The sequence below is a fragment of the Actinomycetospora corticicola genome (assembly GCF_013409505.1).
Taxonomy (GTDB): Bacteria; Actinomycetota; Actinomycetes; order Mycobacteriales; family Pseudonocardiaceae; genus Actinomycetospora; species Actinomycetospora corticicola.
Genome location: NZ_JACCBN010000001.1, coordinates 4,105,757 through 4,125,271, shown reverse-complemented (window position 1 = coordinate 4,125,271; position 19,515 = coordinate 4,105,757). Strand labels below are relative to the sequence as shown.

Below are 19,515 nucleotides of genomic sequence, written 5' to 3'. Positions count from 1 at the left end.
ACCGGCGCGTCACATCTTGTTACATGCCCTAAACAATCGGGGTATGCCTGACCTGTCGACGACGACAGGAGGCAGACCCCATGTGTGGCATCGCTGGATGTGTGGACTTCACCCGGGACTTCGCCGAGGACCGCGCGGCCGCGGCCGACGCGCAGGCGATGACGGACACGATGGCCTGCCGCGGACCGGACGACGAGGGCCTGTGGACGGCCCGCCACGCCGCCCTCGGGCACCGCCGGCTAGCGATCATCGACGTGCCGGGCGGCCGGCAGCCGATGACCCTGGAGGACCCCGCGAGCGGGGAGACCCGCCTCGCGATCGTCTACTCGGGCGAGGTCTACAACTTCACCGAGCTGCGGGCCGAGCTGGAGCAGCGCGGCCATCGCTTCCGCACCGACTCCGACACCGAGGTCGTGCTCCACGGCTGGCTGGAGTGGGGCGAGGACGTCGTCGAGCGGCTCAACGGCATGTTCGCGTTCGCGCTGTGGGACACCCGCGCCGACGAGCTGTTCCTCGTCCGCGACCGCATGGGCATCAAGCCCCTGTACTACTACCCGACGCCCGACGGGGTGCTGTTCGGCTCCGAGCCGAAGGCGATCCTCGCCCACCCGCGCGCCGAGGCCGTGATGGACCTCGACGGCCTGCGTGAGGTCCTCTCCCACGTCAAGACGCCGGGGCACGGCGGCTACCGGGGCATGCACGAGGTCCGCCCGGGCTCGCTGGTGCGCGTCCGTCGCGAGGGCCTCTCGATCCGCCGCTACTGGCAGCTCGAGGCCCTCGAGCACACCGACGACCAGGAGACCTCGGTCGCGCGCGTGCGGGAGCTCCTCGACGACATCGTGCACCGCCAGCTGATCTCCGACGTCCCGCTGTGCTCGCTGCTCTCCGGTGGCCTCGACTCCTCGGCGATCACCGCGCTCGCCGCGCAGCAGCTGAAGGCGCAGGGCGGCGGCCCGGTCCGGTCGTTCTCGGTCGACTTCGTCGGCTACGAGGACTCCTTCGCCGCCGATCCGATGCGCGACACCCCGGACGGTCCCTTCGTCCGCGAGCTCGCCGAGTACGTGCAGGCCGACCACGAGGCCATCACGCTCTCCAACGACGACCTGATGAACCCGGACGCCCGCGCGGCCGTGCTCCGCGCCCGCGACCTGCCGCTCTCGCTCGGCGACATGGACACCTCGCTCTACCTGCTGTTCAAGGCGATCCGCGGCCGCTCGACCGTCGCGTTGTCCGGCGAGTCGGCCGACGAGGTGTTCGGCGGCTACCGCTGGTTCCACGACGCCGAGGCCGTCAACGCCGACACCTTCCCGTGGATGGCGGGACGGGTCGGCCCGATGGACCACTCCCGCAGCTTCTTCGACGACGGCCTGCTCGCCGAGCTCGACCTCCCCGGCTACATCGACCAGGCCTACCGCGACGCCCTGGCCGAGGTGCCGCACGTCGACGGGGTCAGCGCGACCGAGCGCCGGATGCGCGAGGTCTGCTACCTGCACCTCACGCGCTTCGTGCAGATCCTGCTCGACCGCAAGGACCGCATGTCGATGGCCAGCGGCCTCGAGGTCCGGGTGCCGTTCTGCGACCACCGGCTCGTCCAGTACGTCTTCAACACGCCGTGGGCGCTCAAGACCTTCGACGGCCGCGAGAAGTCGCTGCTGCGCGCGGCGTCGAAGGACGTGCTGCCCGCCTCGATCGTGGAGCGGGTGAAGAGCCCGTACCCGTCGACCCAGGACCCGGCGTACGAGAAGGCCGTGCGCGGTGACCTCGCCGACCTGGTCAACGACGCGAACGCACCGGTGCGCTCGCTGATCGACGTCGACCGGGTGCGGGCGGCGGTCGACGCGCCGTCGGCGAACTCCACGACGAGCCTCGAGGTCGACCGCGCGCAGATGGAGAACGTGCTCCAGCTCGACGCGTGGATGCGCAGCTACCGGCCGACGGTCGAGACCAGCTAAGACGCCCGCCCCTCCCCGAGCGAACGGCACTTTCGCAGCATCTACGTGCGCGAAAGTGCCGTTCGTGCATTCCGGGGGTCGCGCAACCGGGTGCCACGAGTACGCCGATCAGCAGCGTCCGACGAGTGGGACGCCCCCCGACCGCCGTGGGGCAGCACGGCGGCCGGAGGGCGCAGTACCCCGTGCGGCCGGGCGCGGTCGGTCGCACGGGGCGTTCGAGGGCGCGTGGTCGGACCGTTCGCACGCATCATGACGCCGGGCGCCCTCGACGCTGTACCTACAACGCCGAGCATTCCGCGGACGATGCGGGTGATTCGGCCCCCGTCCGATGGGTTCGCACCCCGGGCCCCGGCGGTTCAGCGGGGCGTGTCGGGGCACAATCGACGGGTGTGAGCAGTGTGGCGCGAGCGTCGGAGACGACGGATGAGATCCCGGCCACGGACGGTGCCCCTCGTGGCTCCGTGCCGGGCCTGACCGGGCTGGCCGACGAGGAGGGCAAGCGCCGCCGTCTGGTGCGGATGAAGATCGTGGCCACCGGCTTCCTCGTCGGCGCCGCGATCGTGTGGATCGTGTTCCTGGTCTGGGAGCGCAACGGCGGGCCGGCCTTCACCGGCTTCGTCCGCGCGGCCGCCGAGGCGGGCATGGTCGGTGCGTTCGCCGACTGGTTCGCGGTCACGGCGCTCTTCCGGCACCCGCTCGGCCTGAAGATCCCGCACACCGCGATCATCCCGCGCAAGAAGGACCAGCTCGGCGAGAGCCTGTCGGACTTCGTCGGCGAGAACTTCCTATCCGTACCGGTGGTGAGCGACAAGCTGCGCTCGGCCCGGATCGCGAACCGCGTCGGCGCCTGGCTCTCCCGTCAGGAGAACGCCGAACGCGTCACCGCCGAGGCCGCGACCGTGGTCCGCGGCGCGGTCGCGGTGCTGCGGGACGACGAGGTCCAGGCCGTCATCGAGCAGACCGTCACCCGGCGCGTGGTCGCCCAGCAGTGGGGCCCGCCCATGGGCAGGCTCCTCGAGGGCGTTCTCGACGACGGGTCGCACCGCAAGGTCGTGGACCTGATCTGCGACCGCGCCTACGACTGGGTGCGCACCAACCACGACACGGTGATGGCGCTGGTGAGCAAGCAGGCGCCGAGCTGGTCGCCGCGCTTCGTCGACGGCCTCATCGGCGACCGGCTCTACGCCGAGGCGCTCTCGTTCGCGTGGGCGGTCAAGTCCGACCAGGACCATCCGCTGCGCAAGGCGATCGACCGCTTCCTCACCAGCTTCGCGGGGGACCTCCAGCACGAGCCCGAGACGATCGCGCGCGTCGAGGCGATCAAGGCCCAGCTGCTCGCCCACCCCGACGTCCAGGGTCTGATCAGCCGCGCCTGGGCCACCGGCAAGGCGATGATCCTCGACGCGGCGGAGGACCCGTCCAGCGAGCTGCGGCTGCGGGTGACCGACGGCGTCACGCGCTTCGGGCAGCGGATGGTGCTCGACGAGGGCCTGCGCGAGAAGGTCGACAGCTGGGTGGTCGACGCCGCCGCCTACGTGGTCACCCGCTACGCGCCGGAGATCACGGCGCTGATCTCCGACACGGTGAAGCGCTGGGACGGCCCGGAGACCTCGCGGAAGATCGAGCTGCAGGTCGGCCGGGACCTCCAGTTCATCCGCATCAACGGCACGGTGGTCGGGGCCCTGGCGGGGCTGATCATCTACACCGTGGGCGAGCTCGTCGTCGGCTAGGTGCGCTGCGCGCCCGTGAGCAGTGATCCGTGCCCCGGCACGGATTTCTGCTCACGGGCCGAAGGCACCTGCGCCGATCAGCAGACCCAGCGACGCGGCGCCGAGGCCGGCGAACGTCGACATGAGCACGTTCAGCACCGAGTGCGTCCGCTCACCGGCCTCGGCGAGGCGCACCGTCTCGTAGCCGAGGGTCGACCAGGTGGACAGGCCGCCGCAGAACCCGGTGCCCACCGCCGACACCACCGCCGAGGGGGCCGCGCCACCCAGCACCACGCCCAGCACGAGCGACGCCGCGACGTTCACGGTGAACGTGCCCCAGGGGAACGAGGTGCCGTGGGTGCGCTGCAGGGCGCGGTCGACGAGGTAGCGCGTGGGCGCCCCGATCGCCGCCCCGAGGGCCACCCAGAGCCCGGCCACCGCGGTCATCGCGCACCCGCCGTCGTGCGCGCGAGCACGAGGCCGAGCCACGCGCCGCCGACCGACCCGAGCACCGTCGCGGCGAGGTAGCCGAGCGCGGTGCCGAGGTGCCCGGTGGCGAGGAGCGTCTGCGCGTCGACCGCGAAGGTCGAGAACGTGGTGAAGCCGCCGAGGACGCCGACGCCGAGGAACGGGCGCACGATCGGGTGCGCGGTCCGGACCTCGGCGACGTGGACCACCAGCACCCCCATCAGCAGGCACCCGACGACGTTGATCAGCAGCGTCGTCGTCGGGAAGGCGCCGTGCGGGGCCGGGAACGCGAGGCCGAGACCCCAGCGGGCGAGGGCGCCGAGGGCGCCCCCGAGCGCGACGGCGGCGACGGCCGCTCCTTGGCCGCGGAGGACCGGGGCGCCGGGCTCACGTCCGGAGACGACGTCGTCGGAGACTTCGGGGCGGTTCGGCACGGGGACTCCCTGGGCACGCGGAATCGGGCTCCAGGGACCGTTGGCGCCGATCCGGCGCGGTTCTCGGCGGGCCCCACCGCCATCGCGCGGAACGCTATCGGAGGCGTTTCCCCAGCGCACAGCGGTGCCCGAATTGCCCCGCGGAACCTGTGGCGCAGCCCACCCCACCTGCGCAAGCACAGTGCTTGCACGAGCTAGCACTCGTGTTAGCGTGGGTGTCAGTCACGGCGAGGAGGTGAGCACGATGTCCGGTGTGGACGGTGTCGACAAGGCACTCGGTCAGGCCGTCGAGGACATCGGTGCCTACATCCGTCGGCAGCGCGAGACGGCGCAGGTTTCCCTGCGGCAGCTCGCCAAGGTCGCCGGGATCTCGAATCCCTACCTGAGCCAGGTCGAGCGCGGACTGCGCAAGCCGTCCGCCGAGATCCTGGCCCAGATCGCGACCGGACTGCGTATCTCGGCCGAGGCGTTGTACGTGAAGGCGGGGATCCTCGAGGAGCGAGTCGGCTCCGCGGTCCTCGATTCACTCTCCTGCGATCCGGAGCTCACCGAGCGCCAGAAGCAGGTGCTGCACGACATCTACGAGTCGTTCCGCCGCGAGAACCGCGCGGCCGGGATCACGACCCCGATGTCCGCCGAGCGCGATGAGGCCTCCGGCGCCGTTGCGGGGACGGCGGCTCTCGCCGTCGCCCCCCACCCCATCCGTCAACCTTCCGAAGAGGAGTGAGCGACATGCCCGTCACCTTCCCCACCAAGTTCGACGTCCGCGAGGCCCGCGACCAGGCCAACAAGGTCGTCACCGAGGTCGTCGACCCGTTCCGCGCCCCGGCCCTGGCCCTGCTCGGCCTCGGCGACTACGCCGTCGCGAGCGCTCAGGAGGCCTTCGCCCGCGTTCAGGCCGGCGCCACCGAGGTCCAGGCCCGCGTCGAGGACCTGCCCTCGGAGCTGCAGGAGCTGCGCGGCAAGCTGACCGCCGAGGACTTCCGCCGGCTGGCCGACAGCTACGCCGCCGCCGTGCGCAGCGTCTACGCCGACCTCGTGAAGCGAGGCGAGACCGCCTACGTGCAGATCAAGGCGCAGCCGCAGGTCAAGCAGGCGCTCGACACCGTCGACTCGGTGTCCAGCGAGCTGGAGAACCGCCTCGAGGACGCCACCGAGGAGGTCCGGGTCCGCGGTGAGGCCGCCCTGGCCGAGGTCACCAAGCAGACCCGGTCGGTCGGCGAGCGCGCCGCCCGCTACACCCAGAAGGTCACCGGCCAGGCCGCCGAGGTCATCTCCGAGGCGGGCGACGAGCTCGCCGCCGAGGTGAAGGAGACCGGCGAGGAGGTCGCGCACGAGACCCGCTCGGTCACGCGCAAGACCGCGGCCCGCACCGCCCCGAAGAAGCAGGGCCCGAAGAACGCCCCCAAGACGGCCGCCACGAAGCCGGCCGCCTCGAAGGCGCCGAACGGCAAGGCCTGACGCTCCCCCACTCGACGGCCCCGTCACCGCACTGCGGTGGCGGGGCCGTCGTCATGTGTCCGGTCGTGTGTCCGTGGTGTCCGACTCGATCGCCGACGGGCGGATCGGAGCCGCTGTCACCAGCACGTATCCTCGCGGCGTGGGTCTGTCCGTGCCGTCCGTCTGGTTGAACCTCGACTACTACCTGTCGCTGCTGATCTGGGTCGTCGCGATCCCGGTCGGCCTCTACGCGTTCATCCACGCCCTCCTGCAGCGCGCGGACGCCTTCACCGCGGTCGACAAGCTGACGAAGCCCGCCTGGTGTGCGATCACCGGCGTGGGTGCCCTGTTGCTGGTCATCTCCTTCGGCGGCCCCGTGTCCGGCTTCGCGATCCTCTGGCTGGTCGCCCTCTGCGCCGTGCTGGTCTACCTCGTCGACGTGCGCCCCAAGGTCACGGAGGTCCAGCAGGGCGGGCGATGGTGACGGACCTGCAGGCCGCCGCAGGGACCCTCGAACTCGTCCCGGCCCCCGACCGTCCCGACCTGCTCGCGGCGCCGGTCGCCGCCGCACTGGACGCTCTCCCCGTCGACGTCGCCCGGTCCTGCGGCGTCGCGGTCATCGACCCCGGGCTCGCCGACACCGCCGCGTTCTGCGAGGCGTACTCGTCCCCACTCGAGCTCTCGGCGAACTGCGTCGTCGTCACCGGGGCGCGCTCGGGCGAGCAGCGCTTCGCGGGGTGCGTCGTCCTCGCGACCACGCGGGCCGACGTGAACGGCGTCGTCCGGCGGCGGATCGACGTCCGCAAGGCCTCCTTCGCGGCGATGGACCTCGCCGTCGAGCTCACCGGCATGGAGTGCGGCGGGATCACGCCCTTCGGGCTGCCGGCCGGCTGGCCGGTACTGGTGGACCCCGCGGTCCTGGCCGCACCCGCCGTCGTCGTCGGGAGCGGGTTGCGGGCCTCGAAGCTCGTCGTGCCCGGGTCGGTCCTCGGGCAGCTGCCGGGGGCGGAGCCGACGGAGGGCCTGGGGCGGTAGTCGCCCTCCCCGCCGGTCGGCAGGAAAGCGTCGTTGCTGTCGGCCAGTGGCAGCAACGACGCTTTCCTGCCATACGGGAGCCGCGGTATGGTTCAACCTTCAAGTAGATGGAGGTCGACGTGCCCGCTCTCACCGTCCCGGACCTGACCGTCCTGCCGCGCCTGCCCGAGCCCGGCGTCGGGACCGGGGTCACCGAGCGCTCGGTGCGCCGCGTGACCACCGCCCCGCGCGGCTTCGAGGGCGAGGGCTTCCCGGTCCGCCGCGCGTTCCAGGGCGTCGACCTCGCCGACCTCGACCCCTTCATCCACATGGACCAGATGGGCGAGGTCGAGTACGCGCCGGGCGAGCCCAAGGGCACCTCGTGGCACCCGCACCGCGGGTTCGAGACGGTCACCTACATCATCGACGGGACCTTCGAGCACGCCGACAACCACGGCGGCGGCGGCATGATCACCAACGGCGACACGCAGTGGATGACGGCGGGTGGCGGCGTCCTGCACATCGAGCGGCCGCCGGAGGCCCTCGTCGCGTCGGGCGGGCTGTTCCACGGCCTGCAGCTGTGGGTGAACCTGCCGCGCGCGCAGAAGTGGGTGCACCCGCGCTACCAGGACCTGCGGGCCGGGCAGGCCGCGCTGGTCACGTCCCCGGACGCCGGGGCGCTGGTCCGGGTGATCGCGGGCTCGCTGGCCGGGCACGCCGGGCCGGGCTCGACCTACACGCCGATGACGATGGCCCACGCCTCGCTGGAGCCGGGCGCGCGGCTGCACGTGCCGTGGGACCGCGAGCAGAACGCGCTGGCCTACGTCCTCGCGGGATCCGGGTACGCCGGCGCCGAGCAGCGCCCCGTCACCACCGGACAGCTCGTCCTCTTCGGGCCGGGTGAGTCGCTGCGCGTGGCGGCCGCGGAGACACAGGATTCGCGCCACCCGCGGCTCGAGGTCGTGCTGCTCGGCGGCCGGCCGATCCGGGAGCCGATCGCCTGGGGCGGACCGTTCGTGATGAACACCCGCGAGGAGGTCCTGGATGCGTTCCAGGACCACTCGAAGGGTCGCCTCGGCGCGATCCCGGCCGACCGGGTCTAGCCGTCCAGCCAGCGGCGCAGGAAGTCGGCCTCCCAGCGCAACAGCTCGGACACCTGCTCGGCGACGACGCCCTCGATCTTCCCGCCGACCATCGGCACCGGGACCTCGGTCCGCGCGCGCACGGTGAGCCGGGAGCCCTCGCCGTCGGGAACGACCTCCTGGGTCCCGGTGATCGATCCCGGCAGGCCACGGACGTCGACCTGCACGTCGGCGGTGGTCCCGTGCCAGTTCTCGGTGCGGTCGAGGACGAGGTCGTCGCCGGTGAAGCGACGGACCACCGACGGCAGGAACTCCACCGGGACGCCCTGACGGAGCACGATGCGGTCGCCGTCGTGGCTGACCAGCGCTGCGTCCTTCCCCCCGAGCTCGGCGAGGCGCGCGTTCAGGAACGCGTCGTCGGTGAGGGCGCCGACGACGACGTCGGGCGGGTGCGGGAACGAGGCGTCGTGCTCGATGGGGCGGGCCACGGGCGGCAGGTTACCGTTCCGCCGTGCTCATCCCGGCTATCCACGGCCCGCTGCCGCGTGCAGGACGAGGGCTCGCCGTATCGTCCAGGACGCGGGGGCGGCGCTCATGAACTCCCTTCTGGAACGGCCGTCCGAGCCGCCGTCGTCCGTCGGCTACTCGGTCATCACACTCCCGGAGTATGCGCGGGATCTGGACGAGCTCCGTCGAGGTGCCGAGCGTTGGCTCGGCTCCGACGCTATGACCAGACTCCTCGCCGCATTTGGGAAAGAGCTCCGAGAGTCCACGTTCCGTGGACGGTTGGTGGAGCTTGAGGCAGTTGCTGCCGAGCTGTTCGATGCGCGACGCGGCCGCGAGCGCTGGGAAGCGGACTATCGAGATCACCCGCGCGAGGTCGTGGACGCGACCCGGGCGGTCGTCGCCGCGGTGTACCGCGACCCCGCCGGCCCGCCTCGCGGCGATCTTGGTGCACCGACCCACGTCCTGGTCCCGGGCGGGAGGCTGCGGAGCTGTCTCCTCCGGGCGGAACTCGTCCGGGATCTCCTGTCGGCGGGATTACCGCCCGCGCCGATCTGGGGGCTCGCCAGCCGGCGACCCGCGACCGACTCCGAGGTGCGACTCGGTCAGGAGTTCGCTCGCGGGTCCGTGCAGGACGAGCTCGACGCGATGTCGGTCGCGCTCGGGTGGGCTCTCGACATACCCCAGGTACGGGCACAGGAGCGACCCCTGGAGGAGCGCCTCCCAGCAGAGGTCCGGGAGCTGCGTGGTGGCCCGGCGTCCGTCATTGGTCTCGCGGCTCCGGCCGAACCCGACGCAGGGCGTGTGACCACCGCGGGTACCTATCGCTTCTTCGCCGCGTCGACCGACCTCTCGTCGCTGGATCACCTCCTGATCGTGACCTCGGCCATCCACGCGCCCTTCCAGCACGCCCTCGCACTCGGGCACCTGGCGCTGCCGACGGGTGCGCGGGTGACGTCGGTCGGAGCGCACATAACTACCAGCGCCCTCGCTGACGTCCGTGAGACTTGGAGTACCGGCGAATGGCTCCAGGAGATCCTGTCGGCGATCCGCTCCCTGCGACGGATGGACGACGAGGTGATCGCCTTCGGTCGCGATCAGGCCGGGGCGTGAGTCAGGTGGTGGCGGCGCGGGCCTCGTCTGAATCCGATGGTGACCATCCAAAAGGGTTGTCCAGGTCGTGCCATCGCCCGGCGTTCGCCGACACGGCGTAGAGACACGAGTAGGTACGTGCTCGTACCGGGGCATCGAGGATCGCTTGGAGCAGCCCGACGCAGTCGCGGTGGCTAAGCCATACAGCGCGCTCGGTCGTGCAACCGGTGGGCACCTGGTCCGCCCGGTTCACCCCTCCGAACCGCACGGCCACCACCTCGGGCCCCCGCGAGGCGTAGACGCGACCGAGGGCCTCACAGAAGACCTTGTCGGCGCCGTAGAGGCTCGTCGGACGGGAGACGCGATCGCTCGAGAGGAGATGGACGTCCGCCGGGGCGGGATACTCGTCGGCGTGCACGGAGCTGGCGACGACGACTCGTCCGACTCCTGCATGCACAGCAGCAGCGAGAACGGATCTCGTCATACCCGCATTGGCTGGGTCGATCCGATCCGAGAGAAAGTTCTCCACCCTCGTGTTCCACGCCAGGTGGACGATCTGGTCTGCGTCGAGTGCTGCCCGCGTGGCTTCGCCCTCCGACGTGAGGTCCTGTTCGGGGAGGTCGACACCTCGCACCGTGTGACCTCGCAGCCCCCGGACGAGTACCGAGCCAATGACCCCCGACGCTCCCGTGATAACGATTCTGCTCACGCCTCCATCCTCCCCCGCGGTTTGGGACAGCGTGCTCGTCAGTCGTGGGACGCCACGGTCGGTCGGCGCTCGATACTGCGGAAGTACCTCAGCCGTCCCTCGCTGGTGCGATCCAGAGTGCGATAGACCTTCCCGGACTCGGGTAGCCAGCTGAGCACGCCGGCGTCCGCCGTCCTGCCCGGCGCGGCGAGCCACTCGACGAGTCTCGTGATGTCGACGAGGCCAGACGCACCCGGCCCGATGCCCGCCGGGTCCGCGTCGAGGAAGTCGAGGTCCTTCAATCCCGCGGCGAGTTCCTGCTCCAACGGAAGGGTGCCACGGTCGAGCAGCGCGAGCCACAGGGCTGTGCGCGTGAACTCCAGTTGTTTGGCTGGCCCGATCTCGGGGCGGGTCACGAACTCCCGGTAGAGCACGCGGAGGCAGCTGAGTTCGCACTGAGCGAGGCTGTCGGTGCTCGGACCGGGAACGTCGAGAGTGCCGGAGCGGCCACGTCGGAGGTCGTCGTCGACGAGGAGCCCGGCCTCGAGCGCGGTCCGGACAGCGACGAGAGTTCGCAGCCAGATGAGGCGCGTCTGGACGTTCCACGCGCGCGATGCGATTCGACCGTCGGTGTAGTGCCTCTCAGGGAGACCGCCTCGGATGTCCGGCCGGGCGAGGAAGTGAAGTCGCTCGAGGGCCGAGGATGACCACCAGAGCGCGGCGCGCGCGTATCGTGCGACTCCGTCGCGGTCCGGACCTCGTTCAAGAAAGAGTCGTTCGAGCGCGCGGACGTGCACTCCGGCCAAGGCGAGGTCTATCTGATGGGCAGCCTCGATTTCGGCGATCGGATCGACCGCCGCCGCCGCGACGGCCTCGCGAAGGGAGGCCAGGGCGTGCAGGCCGAACCGATAGGCTCGCTCGGGAACGTTGGCCTTGTTGTGCATGATGATCATGGCGCGGGCGCGATGAGCGAGCAGTTCGGGCCGGCGGTGTACGGGGTGCTCGCTCATTGAGCGCGACAGGGCCCGGATGAGCGGGACGTCCTCCGTGGTGACGAGGTTGAGCTGCACGCGGTGGTCCGCAAGTGCGATCCTCTCGGCGCTCCGCTCGTCGCAGATGTCGGCGACCCGGGCAGGGCGAGTCGCGATGTAGTTGTGCGCGTACCGGCGCTTGTCGGCGACGGCGAGCGTGCCGATGAAGGCTGCGTATCCTTCGGCGCCGTCGGCAGATTCTGGATCGGTTCCATCCCACGAACGGCGGGCCGAGTCGGGCGGGGGCGTGCAGGTCACGATCGGGTGCTCGCGGACATCGATCCCGTCGACCACCAGATCCCGCACCGCGACGAGGGACCCCTTGGTGATTGCGGGGAGGGAAGCGGTGAAACGTTCGACACCCAGGCGACCGGACGCGGTTCGTCGCAGCGACGCACCGTCCTCGACAGCCTCGTAGAACAGCATCTGGCTGATCGCTGGAATGGCACGTACGTAGTCGCGGGTGACCTTCGCGACCCGGGGGCCGGGGACAGGCGCGTGCCAGGCGTGCGGATCGACCCGATTCCATTGCGCGATCACGTGGTGTCGTGCGTGTCGGAACGGTGCGGCCACGGCGTCGGCACTCAGGTAGGTGAGAAGGCGCTCGCCCACGGTCTCCCGAAGTAGGGCGACCAGTTCATGGTCACTGAGCGCGTCGAAGCCCTCGAGGTGTGTGCGGGCGCGCCACAGCAGCCGTCCGCGCTCGTTCGCCGCCCTTCCGTCGTGACCCGCCGGCGGCCATGTTTCCGCCGGCTGTGCGCCCCAGCAGGGACGGAGTGCACCCGGGTGTGCGATGCGTTGAGGGCTGCTCACCGCCGTCAGCTCACCAAGCTTGCTCGCACACTGGCGGAGCACGAGACGGGACCACCTGTCCGCCGTGCGATCGGCGACGTCGACGCCCACGTGATCGAGCGCCCCGGAGGCACTCATCGGGTAGCGGGTGATGCCCCACATCGCCCGGACCACGTTGGCGACCTCATCCGGACGGACGCCGTTGTAGAACCGCTGACCCGATGGGTCGCGCTGCCACCTCCCGACGAGCTCGTCGAGGAGCCGGCGCACCAGACAGAGCCCGTCGGGACGCCAGTTCCCGCGTTGATCGAGGTGGAAGCCGGCCAGGAGCCCCAGCCGCTGTGCGACCGTCTCAGCCGACGACACCCGTCCTCGGAGGAGATCGACCTGCATGTCGACCAAGGCCTCGAACTCTTCGTGCGGACCGCTGCTTGCCATCATGCCCCTCCGCGCCGCCTGTGATCGAGGTCTCCTTCGATCCTGAACGTCCTACACGAGCGCCCGGTTCCCGCGAGCCGTGACAGAACCCGACATTGTCTGGACGAGCGCTCCTCCGAGGCGGCGTCGCTCCGACATTGGCCGGGCTCGCCGCACCTTCGGGCGGAGGATGAGCTCTCGGGCTTTGCTGGTCCCTCCACATGAAGGAGGGCGATGATGTCGAGTCGGACGAGGAGGCCCGCCGGACGCGACGTGCTGGCGATGGTGCTAGCCGTGGCCGGGGGACTGCTGGTCGGGGTCCTGACGATAGCCGCGGGGGAGAACGCGGCAGAGGCCCTGCTCACGGCGGCTCCCGCTGTCGCGGGTACGTGGCGCTTCCTGCTCCGCGCGCTTCCGCGCGATGCCGGTGCCCGCCCGGGTCGGAGTAGGTACGGGCCCGGTCTGCTATCGGCGCGGCGTAGGTATCCTCCAGGTCGATGACGACGTTCAGCGAGCTCACGACCATGCGTGTCGGCGGACCGATCGGCGAACTCGCCCGAGCGCGCTCTGCGCAGGAGTTGGTGGACCTAGTACGTGATGCCGACGCCGAAGGGCGGCCGGTTCTGGTGATGGGAGGCGGGTCGAACCTCGTCGTCGGCGACCAGGGTTTCGACGGGCTGGTCGTCCAGACGGCGGCTGCCGACATCGACGTCCGGGGAGAGTTCCTCACCGTGGGCGCGGGCGCCGCATGGGACGACGTGGTGGTCGCCTCGCTCGCCGCGGGACTCGGCGGTCTCGAACCACTGTCCGGCATCCCGGGGACGGCCGGTGGTACGCCAGTCCAGAACGTCGGAGCCTACGGGACCCTCACGTCCGAACTGCTCCACTCACTGACCGTGTACGACCGCGCGAGCGGTGAGGTCGAGACCTGGGGCCCCGAGCACTGCGGCTTCGTGAGTCATCGTCAGTCGGCGTTCAAGCACTCCGACCGGTGGGTGGTCCTCGACCTCACCTTCGGGCTCCGGCGTACGACGAAGTCCGCGCCGATCCACTTCGCCGACCTCGCTGCGCGGCTCGACATCCCCACGCGGCAGACGGCGCCGACGACTGCGGTCCGCACGGCCGTACTTGGGTTGCGATCCGAACGAAGAATGGTCCTGGACCCTGACGATCACGACACGTGGAGCGTGGGTTCGTTTTTCATCAACCCAGTGCTCACGGAGGTTCCGGAGAAGGCGGCGGCGTGTCCCCGCTATCCGGACCCGGCGGGTATCAAGCTGCCCGCCGGCTGGCTGATCGACCACGCGGGGTTCCCACCCGGCTACGGCCGCCGGTTCGGTCGTGGGACGGTCGCCCTGTCCTCGAAGCACGCCTTGGCAGTGACCAACCGGGGCGGGGCGACGACGGCGGACATCATGACCTTCGCGGCGCATGTTCGCGACGGTGTCGAGAAGGCCTTTGACATCCGCCTCGGCCCAGAGTGCGACCTCGTGAACTGCGCGTTCGACGAGACCGGGGCGCTCGCCTGAACCAGGACTGCGGGACTGCGGACGGCCTGTGGTTCTGCGCAACCGTGCCCGGGAAGCCGCAGCGGGACGTCCGCGCGGTCGGCGTTCGGAACGTCACCCGTACGGTCGCTTGTTCGTATTGCGAATTCTCGGTTTCCTTCTGATCCTGCCGCATCGCGACGCCGTGTCGCGGCTGCGTGGATCGCGTTCCGGGAGATTCCTTCGTGACGTCCAGCGAGCCGCACGACGTTCTCATCGTTCTCGTTCCGGGCATTGGAGGAAGTGAACTGACGACTTCGCAGGGCGAATCGGTGTGGCGTCCCAGTCGACGTGCGCTGGCCGATCTATTCCTGCGCCCCGAGCGGATGGCTCGCGCGGACCTTCGACCGACACGACTCATCGCTAGTCGGACCCTTTTTCCCGCCTTTGGCAGTGTGCCTGGTTATGAGGGCCTTCTCTCGGCACTCGAGAGCCGTTTCTCCGCGGGGCGACCGGCTGATGACGGAGACCCCGCGAAGGTTCGTCTCGGATCGAGAGTCGTGGCGTTTCCTTATGATTTCCGCGCGAGTATCGTGGACACGGCACAGCGCCTGAACTGGGAAGTGGATCGGCGCCTCGAGGCATTGGGCTGGAGTGGAGAGCCCGACAAGGTCGTCGTGGTCGGCCACTCGATGGGTGGTCTGGTGGCGCGGCAGTGGGTGGCACAGGGGAACTGGGAACGCTGTCGCGCGGTCGTGACGCTCGGGACTCCCTTTGCCGGAGCCCCGAAGGCGCTGGATCGGCTGGTCAACGGACTGTTGCCGTGGTGGCTCGGCCATGGTGGGGCGCTTGAGCTACTCCGAGAATGGCCAGGGGCCCACGAGCTGGCGCCACAGTATCGAGCGGTTCACGATCTCACTGCCCAAGCCGACGACCCGGTCGGGACGTGCCCATCCGATCTCGGGCTGCCGCACATCGCGCAACGCCTGAACGACGCTGCCGCAGTCCACACCCGGATGAACGAGGAGTGGACTGCGCGGATGGCCGAGACCGCCTGCCACGCCTATCGAAGTCGGTGGCACCCGACTCTGATGCACGCGACCTGGGACGGCAAGAGACTACGTTCCAGCAAGCGACGGCCGCCGTGGATCCAAGGCAAGGACGCAGTGGAGGCCGGGGACGGGACCGTCCCCGCACTCGCGGCGATCCCGTGGGAGCAGCAACGCTTTCTGACCACGCCCTACGTCAACGAGCGGCACGGCCCGATGGTCGCGGCGGCCCGGTGCATCGAGGACATCGAGGTCCTCCTGCAGGGTTCGGGGCCGGTGACGACGGGGGTGCGCTCAACGGACCCAGCGATCGGCCTCGACGTCGCCGACGCGTATCCGGCGCATGAGCCGGTCGACGTGAGTGCCGAGATTCGGCCGGAGAAGTACGGCGCATCGCCCGACGTCCGACTGACCTGCGTGTTACGCCGCGACGGGGACGAGGGGCCTGTCGTGCACTGCGGGCCGATGGACACCGACGACGGCTCGCGGTGGGCGGCTCGCCTGCCACCCCTCGACGAGGGTGGGTACTGGCTCACCGTCGCGGAAACGGGAGCCGAGACGGCTCCGCCGGTCTCGGACTGGCTCGTCGCGCTCGGTGGAGCGGGAGCGACCGAGTCGATGCGGACGACGGGATCGACGACATGATGGACACCGAAGAACTGGAGGTACTCTGTCTCGGCGTGCGGGCGAGGACCATCGTCGTCGACAAGGACCTCGTCGCCCGCATCGAGGCCGACGCCGAGGAGTACCGGCGGCTGCGCGACGAGTTGGAGACCCCTTTACCTCCCGACGATGTCCGTGCCCGGCTCTGGCTGTTCGGATGGTTGATCTACGAGACCTCCTGGCTGCTCACCAACCAGGTCCGGCCCGGTTTCGAAACTCTGTCCGAGATCGACGAGCGGGCCCGCAGCATGGGGGCCGCTGATCTCGTCTCCCGCCTCTATCAGGCCTCGGTGCCACTCGGGTGGCCCGAACTCGCGCCACGGGCGCTCGGAGCGGTGCGTGCGGCAGCACTGGTGGCGTCGAAGCGTGACACGGCGCGTGGTTATGCGGACGCGTGGCAGCTGCACCGGGAGAGTCGTATCAAGTACGTCCTCTTCGAGGAAAACCTTGTGGCAGAGGACGCTGCTTACCTGACTGCGCTACGCGAGACCCAGCTACAGCTGTTGCTCGCCGAGACCGGGACGGCGTGCCGCGTCGCTGAGCGCCTCCTGACAGGATGGGCGGAGGACGTCGAGTCCGGTCTGCGGAGCCCGCGCGAGGAGACGCGGTGGTTGCAGGACATCTTCCGCGATCTCACGACGGGGGCAGCCCGCGGCGGCGAGGCCCTCGACCTCGTGGCACGCATCGAGGCCATGGGAGGGCTCGTCGAGTCCGTCGGTGCCGATCGAATGGCGCTGGCGACCGCATACCGCAACCCCGGGATCATGACCGCGCGTGCCCTGCTTCTGCTCCTGCCCGTCAGCTTCATGCTCGAGCGACAGAAGCGGGTCCCGAGCGGGGGCCACGCAACCTGGGCCGAGGCACGTAACGCACTGTTCGAGCGGTTCAGGGCGTCCTACCGAGCCGTCGAATCGGACGTTCGGCGGGGCGACGGCACTACGTGGGAACTGCTGCCGGACCATGCCAGGTCGGTGGTCCAGCTCCGTCTCACCGCCGCACTGCTCGCTCCCGGATCGACGTTGCCGTCACGGCTCTCGTTCGCGCAGTGCCTAGAGATCGACCACCTCGGCGACGAGGCGGTGGAGGCCTTGTCGTCCTGGCTCGCCGAGCCAGGCAGCGACGGGCGACAGCGGGGCGACGCCAATGTCATCGGTAGCGCAACCATGCCGGCGTATCTGCGAGAGATCGGCGAGATGCGCCGGACGTTCGGGGTGGACGGCGGCTACGCTTCGTGGCGACGGCGATGGCACATGCTCGACCGGTCTGCGGCCGACGGGGGTCGCCGAGCGCGCGTCGAGCGGGCACTCGACGCCGTGGACGGCCTGTAACCACGCGGCGTTCGCGACGTGGTCGACAGCCTCATCGCACGAGTGCGGCGAGAAACGCCCAGTCGAGAGGTCGGCGGTCGACCAGTTGCAGCTGGGCTTCGCGCAACGCGCGGTCGAGGGGGTATCCGGCGCGCAGCCGGAACACCACGGCCGCTGCGAGCGTGCCGGTCGCTGCGTCATCGACGTCCTGGATACCGCCCACGACACAGCGCGCTCCAGTGACGAGGACGGCGAGAGCCAGCCCGAGAGGCTCGACGTCGGTCGCGTGGGCCAGCCGCCCCGCATGACAGACGGCGAGCAGTACCGCGGCCGGCCACCGCATCGTCATGGCCCGTGCGGCGCTTAGGCTCTCCGGGAGGAACATTTCCTGTTGGAGGCCTGAGCCGCTGCCGTGCGCTGCGATGTGGACCACGCCGTACTCTTCGCGGCCGAGTGCTTCTGCAAACCCACTCCCTAAGGCCGTCGGGGGCGTCCGCCCGTCCAGCTCGCAGCGTCGCAGTGGATGCTCTGCAATGGGCCCGTCGATGCCCCACGCCTCACGCTCGCGGTCGATCTGCACCCCAGATCGACCTGGTCGTTGCGGCGTCGCTTGCAGGGGGGCCACCAGACACACGAGCGCCGGCCCGGTGACCGACAGGACGTCTTCGGCCACGATGCAACTTGCCGCGGGAACCTGGGCGAGCATTGCGCGTTCGACGAGAGCCGTGCTCACGTCGTCTACCACGAGAGCAGCCCAGGGGAGGAAGAGGAGGAGGTCGTGGGAGGAGACGACGAGCGGGAGCGGCCTCTGCCGGGTCGCGCTGGCCAGGAGACCGCAAAGCGTTGGTGGGAGCAGAGCTGCGCCGAGGCGCCTCCACCGTCGGTCGTCACGGTGCGCAAACCGCAGGGCCCGCATCCCGTCCGTTCCCTCCGCATCAAGTTCGGGGACCTCGCCGGTGTCGACCTGCTCGAACTCGACGCTTCCATCGATCCCGACGAATGTACGGAACCATGCGCGATGTCCCCGATGGCCAGGCTGCGCTATCAGCGGCAGTCGCACGACGTCGAGGTAACAGCGGCCGTCGAGCGCCTCGATGATCTGGGCGACGGAGACCTGCGCGGGGAGCACCAGGTCGGCGAGCAACGGCGAGATGGTCTTCTGTAGCTCGTCGCGAAGTTCCCGTAGCTCGACGCGCAATCGCGTTCGGTCCTCTTCCCACAGCTCGTCGTCCTCGAGGCGCTGCTCAGCAACGAGGATGTCATCCAGAATGCCTGCCACGCGATCATCAAGGTCGACGCGCTCAGCTCGCAGGAGCGCGGCGAACCCGGTCTGCTTGGCCGACGCAGTCACCCGCAACCCCAGCGAAGCCCCGTACGGCCCCAGCTGCGCCGCGATCCTCGCGATGTCGCCGTACAGCGACCGGATCGCGACCGAGAGTGGGCTTTTTGAGCGCGAAACGACGTTCCATCGGCTGCGGAGGCTCTCCACTCGCTCCAACGCTTCGGAGGTGGCAGCGCCCGCAGCCTCGGGTGCGTCACGCAGGACGAGGACGTCGGCATACGCCAGCAGGACGGAGAGCCAGAGCACCGTGCACCAGGTCGACGAGGTGCCGTGCTCACGCAGGTGACCCGCCGCGTGCGTGAGGTGCTGCTCGGCGCGTCGGGCATTGGACGAGGCGAGAGCCGTCAGAGCGAGTGTGAGGTGGTAGCGGGCGCGCGACGGCCAGCGAGCGGATCGCTCCGAGCACCAGAACTCGGCATCGTTCCGAGCAATCGGGGATGGCCCGCTGGCGAGCGCGAGCGCGCACGCGGCAGCCTCGAACGCGAAGGCGCCTCGGTACTGTTCGGCCCCGCTCCCGTGGAAGTACGCGTCGTCCTGGGCCGCGAGCGCCGCAGCCTCTGTCTCGCGCCCGTCGAGGCGGAGGGACCGGATGTACATGCGAGTCGTGCGGACACCGATCGGAAGGTCCTCGCGGTCCGCGCTGCCCCGACGAGGCCCGTCGCGGAGAGGTCGCATCTCCGCCAGTGCCCGGGCGTAAAGGGCTGTCGGATCGTCGGCGCCTCGAACCGAGAGCCCGAGCAGGAGACCGAAGCGCCCGATCGAGGCCGCGTTAGCGAGGAACTGCCCTCGCGAAGTATCCGTCGACGCGCGCTCGACATCGGCTCCACCCATCGCTCCTTGTCGGTGGAGGCTCACCGCGGCTTCAAACACCTCCGTCCCCGAAGTGCTCCGGCACGCGTCCCCCCGGCTCCCGACGATCCCGACCGCGTCCTCCGACTCGAGGGCGAGCTGGAGCAGGTCGTCGCGGGAAACGAGACGCCTTGCCAAGTCATGACACGCATCTGCGCCACTGTCCACGACCTCGCCCCTCGTCATCACGCGCCC

The 19,515-nt window shown here is 70.2% G+C and carries 17 protein-coding genes; 11 read left to right on the top strand and 6 right to left on the bottom strand.

Translation table 11 applies throughout. The features are described from left to right. Nucleotides 1-80: 80 nt before the first annotated feature. Both asnB and BJ983_RS20085 read left to right on the top strand, forming a co-directional pair. Nucleotides 81-1,952, top strand: a complete 1,872-nt coding sequence (gene asnB, locus BJ983_RS20090) for an asparagine synthase (glutamine-hydrolyzing) (RefSeq protein WP_179795436.1) — start codon at nt 81-83, stop codon at nt 1,950-1,952. Between the two features lie 518 nt (nt 1,953-2,470). Beyond that, nucleotides 2,471-3,682, top strand: a complete 1,212-nt coding sequence (locus BJ983_RS20085; RefSeq protein WP_246326400.1) for a DUF445 domain-containing protein — start codon at nt 2,471-2,473, stop codon at nt 3,680-3,682. A 51-nt stretch (nt 3,683-3,733) separates the two neighbouring features. Here BJ983_RS20085 and BJ983_RS20080 read toward each other — a convergent pair whose 3' ends face one another. Beyond that, nucleotides 3,734-4,108, bottom strand: coding sequence for a fluoride efflux transporter FluC (locus tag BJ983_RS20080; protein ID WP_179795435.1), 375 nt, complete (start codon nt 4,106-4,108; stop codon nt 3,734-3,736). Then, a complete protein-coding gene (gene crcB / locus BJ983_RS20075; RefSeq protein ID WP_179795434.1) occupies nt 4,105-4,563 on the bottom strand; it encodes a fluoride efflux transporter CrcB in 459 nt (152 codons plus the stop codon). The genes BJ983_RS20080 and crcB overlap by 4 nt, the downstream gene beginning before the upstream one ends. Before the next feature lie 244 nt (nt 4,564-4,807). On the opposite strand from crcB, the gene BJ983_RS20070 reads away from it, so the two are divergent. The 5 genes from BJ983_RS20070 to BJ983_RS20050 all read left to right on the top strand — a co-directional run bounded on the left by BJ983_RS20070 (nt 4,808) and on the right by BJ983_RS20050 (nt 8,120). Next, the gene (locus tag BJ983_RS20070) at nt 4,808-5,290 is read left to right on the top strand and encodes a helix-turn-helix domain-containing protein (RefSeq protein ID WP_179798037.1); all 483 of its coding nucleotides are present in this window, start codon (nt 4,808-4,810) and stop codon (nt 5,288-5,290) included. A 5-nt stretch (nt 5,291-5,295) separates the two neighbouring features. Further along, entirely contained in the window at nt 5,296-6,024 is a 729-nt protein-coding gene (locus BJ983_RS20065; protein ID WP_179795433.1) for a hypothetical protein, read from the top strand. Nucleotides 6,025-6,163: 139 nt separating this feature from the next. Continuing rightward, nucleotides 6,164-6,487 carry a DUF2516 family protein gene (locus BJ983_RS20060; RefSeq protein WP_425484777.1) on the top strand — a complete coding sequence of 108 codons (324 nt, stop codon included), beginning with the start codon at nt 6,164-6,166 and terminating at the stop codon, nt 6,485-6,487. Further along, complete coding sequence (locus tag BJ983_RS20055; protein WP_179795432.1) at nt 6,481-7,038, top strand: YbaK/EbsC family protein; 558 nt, start codon at nt 6,481-6,483, stop codon at nt 7,036-7,038. Before BJ983_RS20060 ends, BJ983_RS20055 begins: the two co-directional genes overlap by 7 nt. A gap of 107 nt (nt 7,039-7,145) precedes the next feature. Then, nucleotides 7,146-8,120 carry a pirin family protein gene (locus tag BJ983_RS20050; RefSeq protein WP_218890370.1) on the top strand — a complete coding sequence of 325 codons (975 nt, stop codon included), beginning with the start codon at nt 7,146-7,148 and terminating at the stop codon, nt 8,118-8,120. On the opposite strand, the gene BJ983_RS20045 is transcribed toward BJ983_RS20050, so the two are convergent. Beyond that, nucleotides 8,117-8,587: a DUF2505 family protein gene (locus BJ983_RS20045; protein WP_179795431.1), complete on the bottom strand. Its 471-nt coding sequence runs from the start codon at nt 8,585-8,587 to the stop codon at nt 8,117-8,119. The genes BJ983_RS20050 and BJ983_RS20045 overlap by 4 nt on opposite strands. 106 nt (nt 8,588-8,693) lie before the next feature. Here BJ983_RS20045 and BJ983_RS20040 point away from each other — a divergent pair, with 106 nt between their 5' ends. Beyond that, complete coding sequence (locus BJ983_RS20040; protein WP_179795430.1) at nt 8,694-9,716, top strand: hypothetical protein; 1,023 nt, start codon at nt 8,694-8,696, stop codon at nt 9,714-9,716. A 1-nt stretch (nt 9,717) separates the two neighbouring features. On the opposite strand, the gene BJ983_RS20035 is transcribed toward BJ983_RS20040, so the two are convergent. Beyond that, a complete protein-coding gene (locus BJ983_RS20035; RefSeq protein WP_179795429.1) occupies nt 9,718-10,404 on the bottom strand; it encodes an NAD-dependent epimerase/dehydratase family protein in 687 nt (228 codons plus the stop codon). 38 nt (nt 10,405-10,442) lie between these two features. Continuing rightward, complete coding sequence (locus BJ983_RS20030) at nt 10,443-12,647, bottom strand: hypothetical protein (protein ID WP_179795428.1); 2,205 nt, start codon at nt 12,645-12,647, stop codon at nt 10,443-10,445. Nucleotides 12,648-13,120: 473 nt separating this feature from the next. On the opposite strand from BJ983_RS20030, the gene BJ983_RS20025 reads away from it, so the two are divergent. The 3 genes from BJ983_RS20025 to BJ983_RS20015 all read left to right on the top strand — a co-directional run bounded on the left by BJ983_RS20025 (nt 13,121) and on the right by BJ983_RS20015 (nt 17,150). Continuing rightward, complete coding sequence (locus BJ983_RS20025; RefSeq protein WP_179795427.1) at nt 13,121-14,152, top strand: UDP-N-acetylmuramate dehydrogenase; 1,032 nt, start codon at nt 13,121-13,123, stop codon at nt 14,150-14,152. A 344-nt stretch (nt 14,153-14,496) separates the two neighbouring features. After that, complete coding sequence (locus tag BJ983_RS20020; protein WP_246326397.1) at nt 14,497-15,804, top strand: lipase family alpha/beta hydrolase; 1,308 nt, start codon at nt 14,497-14,499, stop codon at nt 15,802-15,804. After that, complete coding sequence (locus tag BJ983_RS20015; protein ID WP_179795425.1) at nt 15,801-17,150, top strand: hypothetical protein; 1,350 nt, start codon at nt 15,801-15,803, stop codon at nt 17,148-17,150. The genes BJ983_RS20020 and BJ983_RS20015 overlap by 4 nt, the downstream gene beginning before the upstream one ends. A gap of 31 nt (nt 17,151-17,181) precedes the next feature. On the opposite strand, the gene BJ983_RS20010 is transcribed toward BJ983_RS20015, so the two are convergent. Beyond that, the gene (locus tag BJ983_RS20010) at nt 17,182-19,506 is read right to left on the bottom strand and encodes a CHAT domain-containing protein (RefSeq protein WP_179795424.1); all 2,325 of its coding nucleotides are present in this window, start codon (nt 19,504-19,506) and stop codon (nt 17,182-17,184) included. Between the last annotated feature and the right edge of the window lie 9 nt (nt 19,507-19,515).

Excerpts from the sequence above, each read along its gene's own strand:
- asnB (WP_179795436.1), top strand. The coding sequence starts at position 81 with ATGTGTGGCATCGCTGGATGTGTGGACTTCACCCGGGACTTCGCCGAG.
- BJ983_RS20010 (WP_179795424.1), bottom strand. The coding sequence starts at position 19,506 with ATGACGAGGGGCGAGGTCGTGGACAGTGGCGCAGATGCGTGTCATGAC.
- BJ983_RS20085 (WP_246326400.1), top strand. The coding sequence starts at position 2,471 with ATGAAGATCGTGGCCACCGGCTTCCTCGTCGGCGCCGCGATCGTGTGG.
- BJ983_RS20050 (WP_218890370.1), top strand. The coding sequence starts at position 7,146 with ATGGAGGTCGACGTGCCCGCTCTCACCGTCCCGGACCTGACCGTCCTG.
- BJ983_RS20015 (WP_179795425.1), top strand. The coding sequence starts at position 15,801 with ATGATGGACACCGAAGAACTGGAGGTACTCTGTCTCGGCGTGCGGGCG.
- BJ983_RS20040 (WP_179795430.1), top strand. The coding sequence starts at position 8,694 with ATGAACTCCCTTCTGGAACGGCCGTCCGAGCCGCCGTCGTCCGTCGGC.
- BJ983_RS20065 (WP_179795433.1), top strand. The coding sequence starts at position 5,296 with ATGCCCGTCACCTTCCCCACCAAGTTCGACGTCCGCGAGGCCCGCGAC.
- BJ983_RS20070 (WP_179798037.1), top strand. The coding sequence starts at position 4,808 with ATGTCCGGTGTGGACGGTGTCGACAAGGCACTCGGTCAGGCCGTCGAG.
- BJ983_RS20025 (WP_179795427.1), top strand. The coding sequence starts at position 13,121 with ATGACGACGTTCAGCGAGCTCACGACCATGCGTGTCGGCGGACCGATC.
- BJ983_RS20055 (WP_179795432.1), top strand. The coding sequence starts at position 6,481 with ATGGTGACGGACCTGCAGGCCGCCGCAGGGACCCTCGAACTCGTCCCG.
- BJ983_RS20020 (WP_246326397.1), top strand. The coding sequence starts at position 14,497 with ATGGCTCGCGCGGACCTTCGACCGACACGACTCATCGCTAGTCGGACC.
- BJ983_RS20030 (WP_179795428.1), bottom strand. The coding sequence starts at position 12,647 with ATGATGGCAAGCAGCGGTCCGCACGAAGAGTTCGAGGCCTTGGTCGAC.
- BJ983_RS20080 (WP_179795435.1), bottom strand. The coding sequence starts at position 4,108 with ATGACCGCGGTGGCCGGGCTCTGGGTGGCCCTCGGGGCGGCGATCGGG.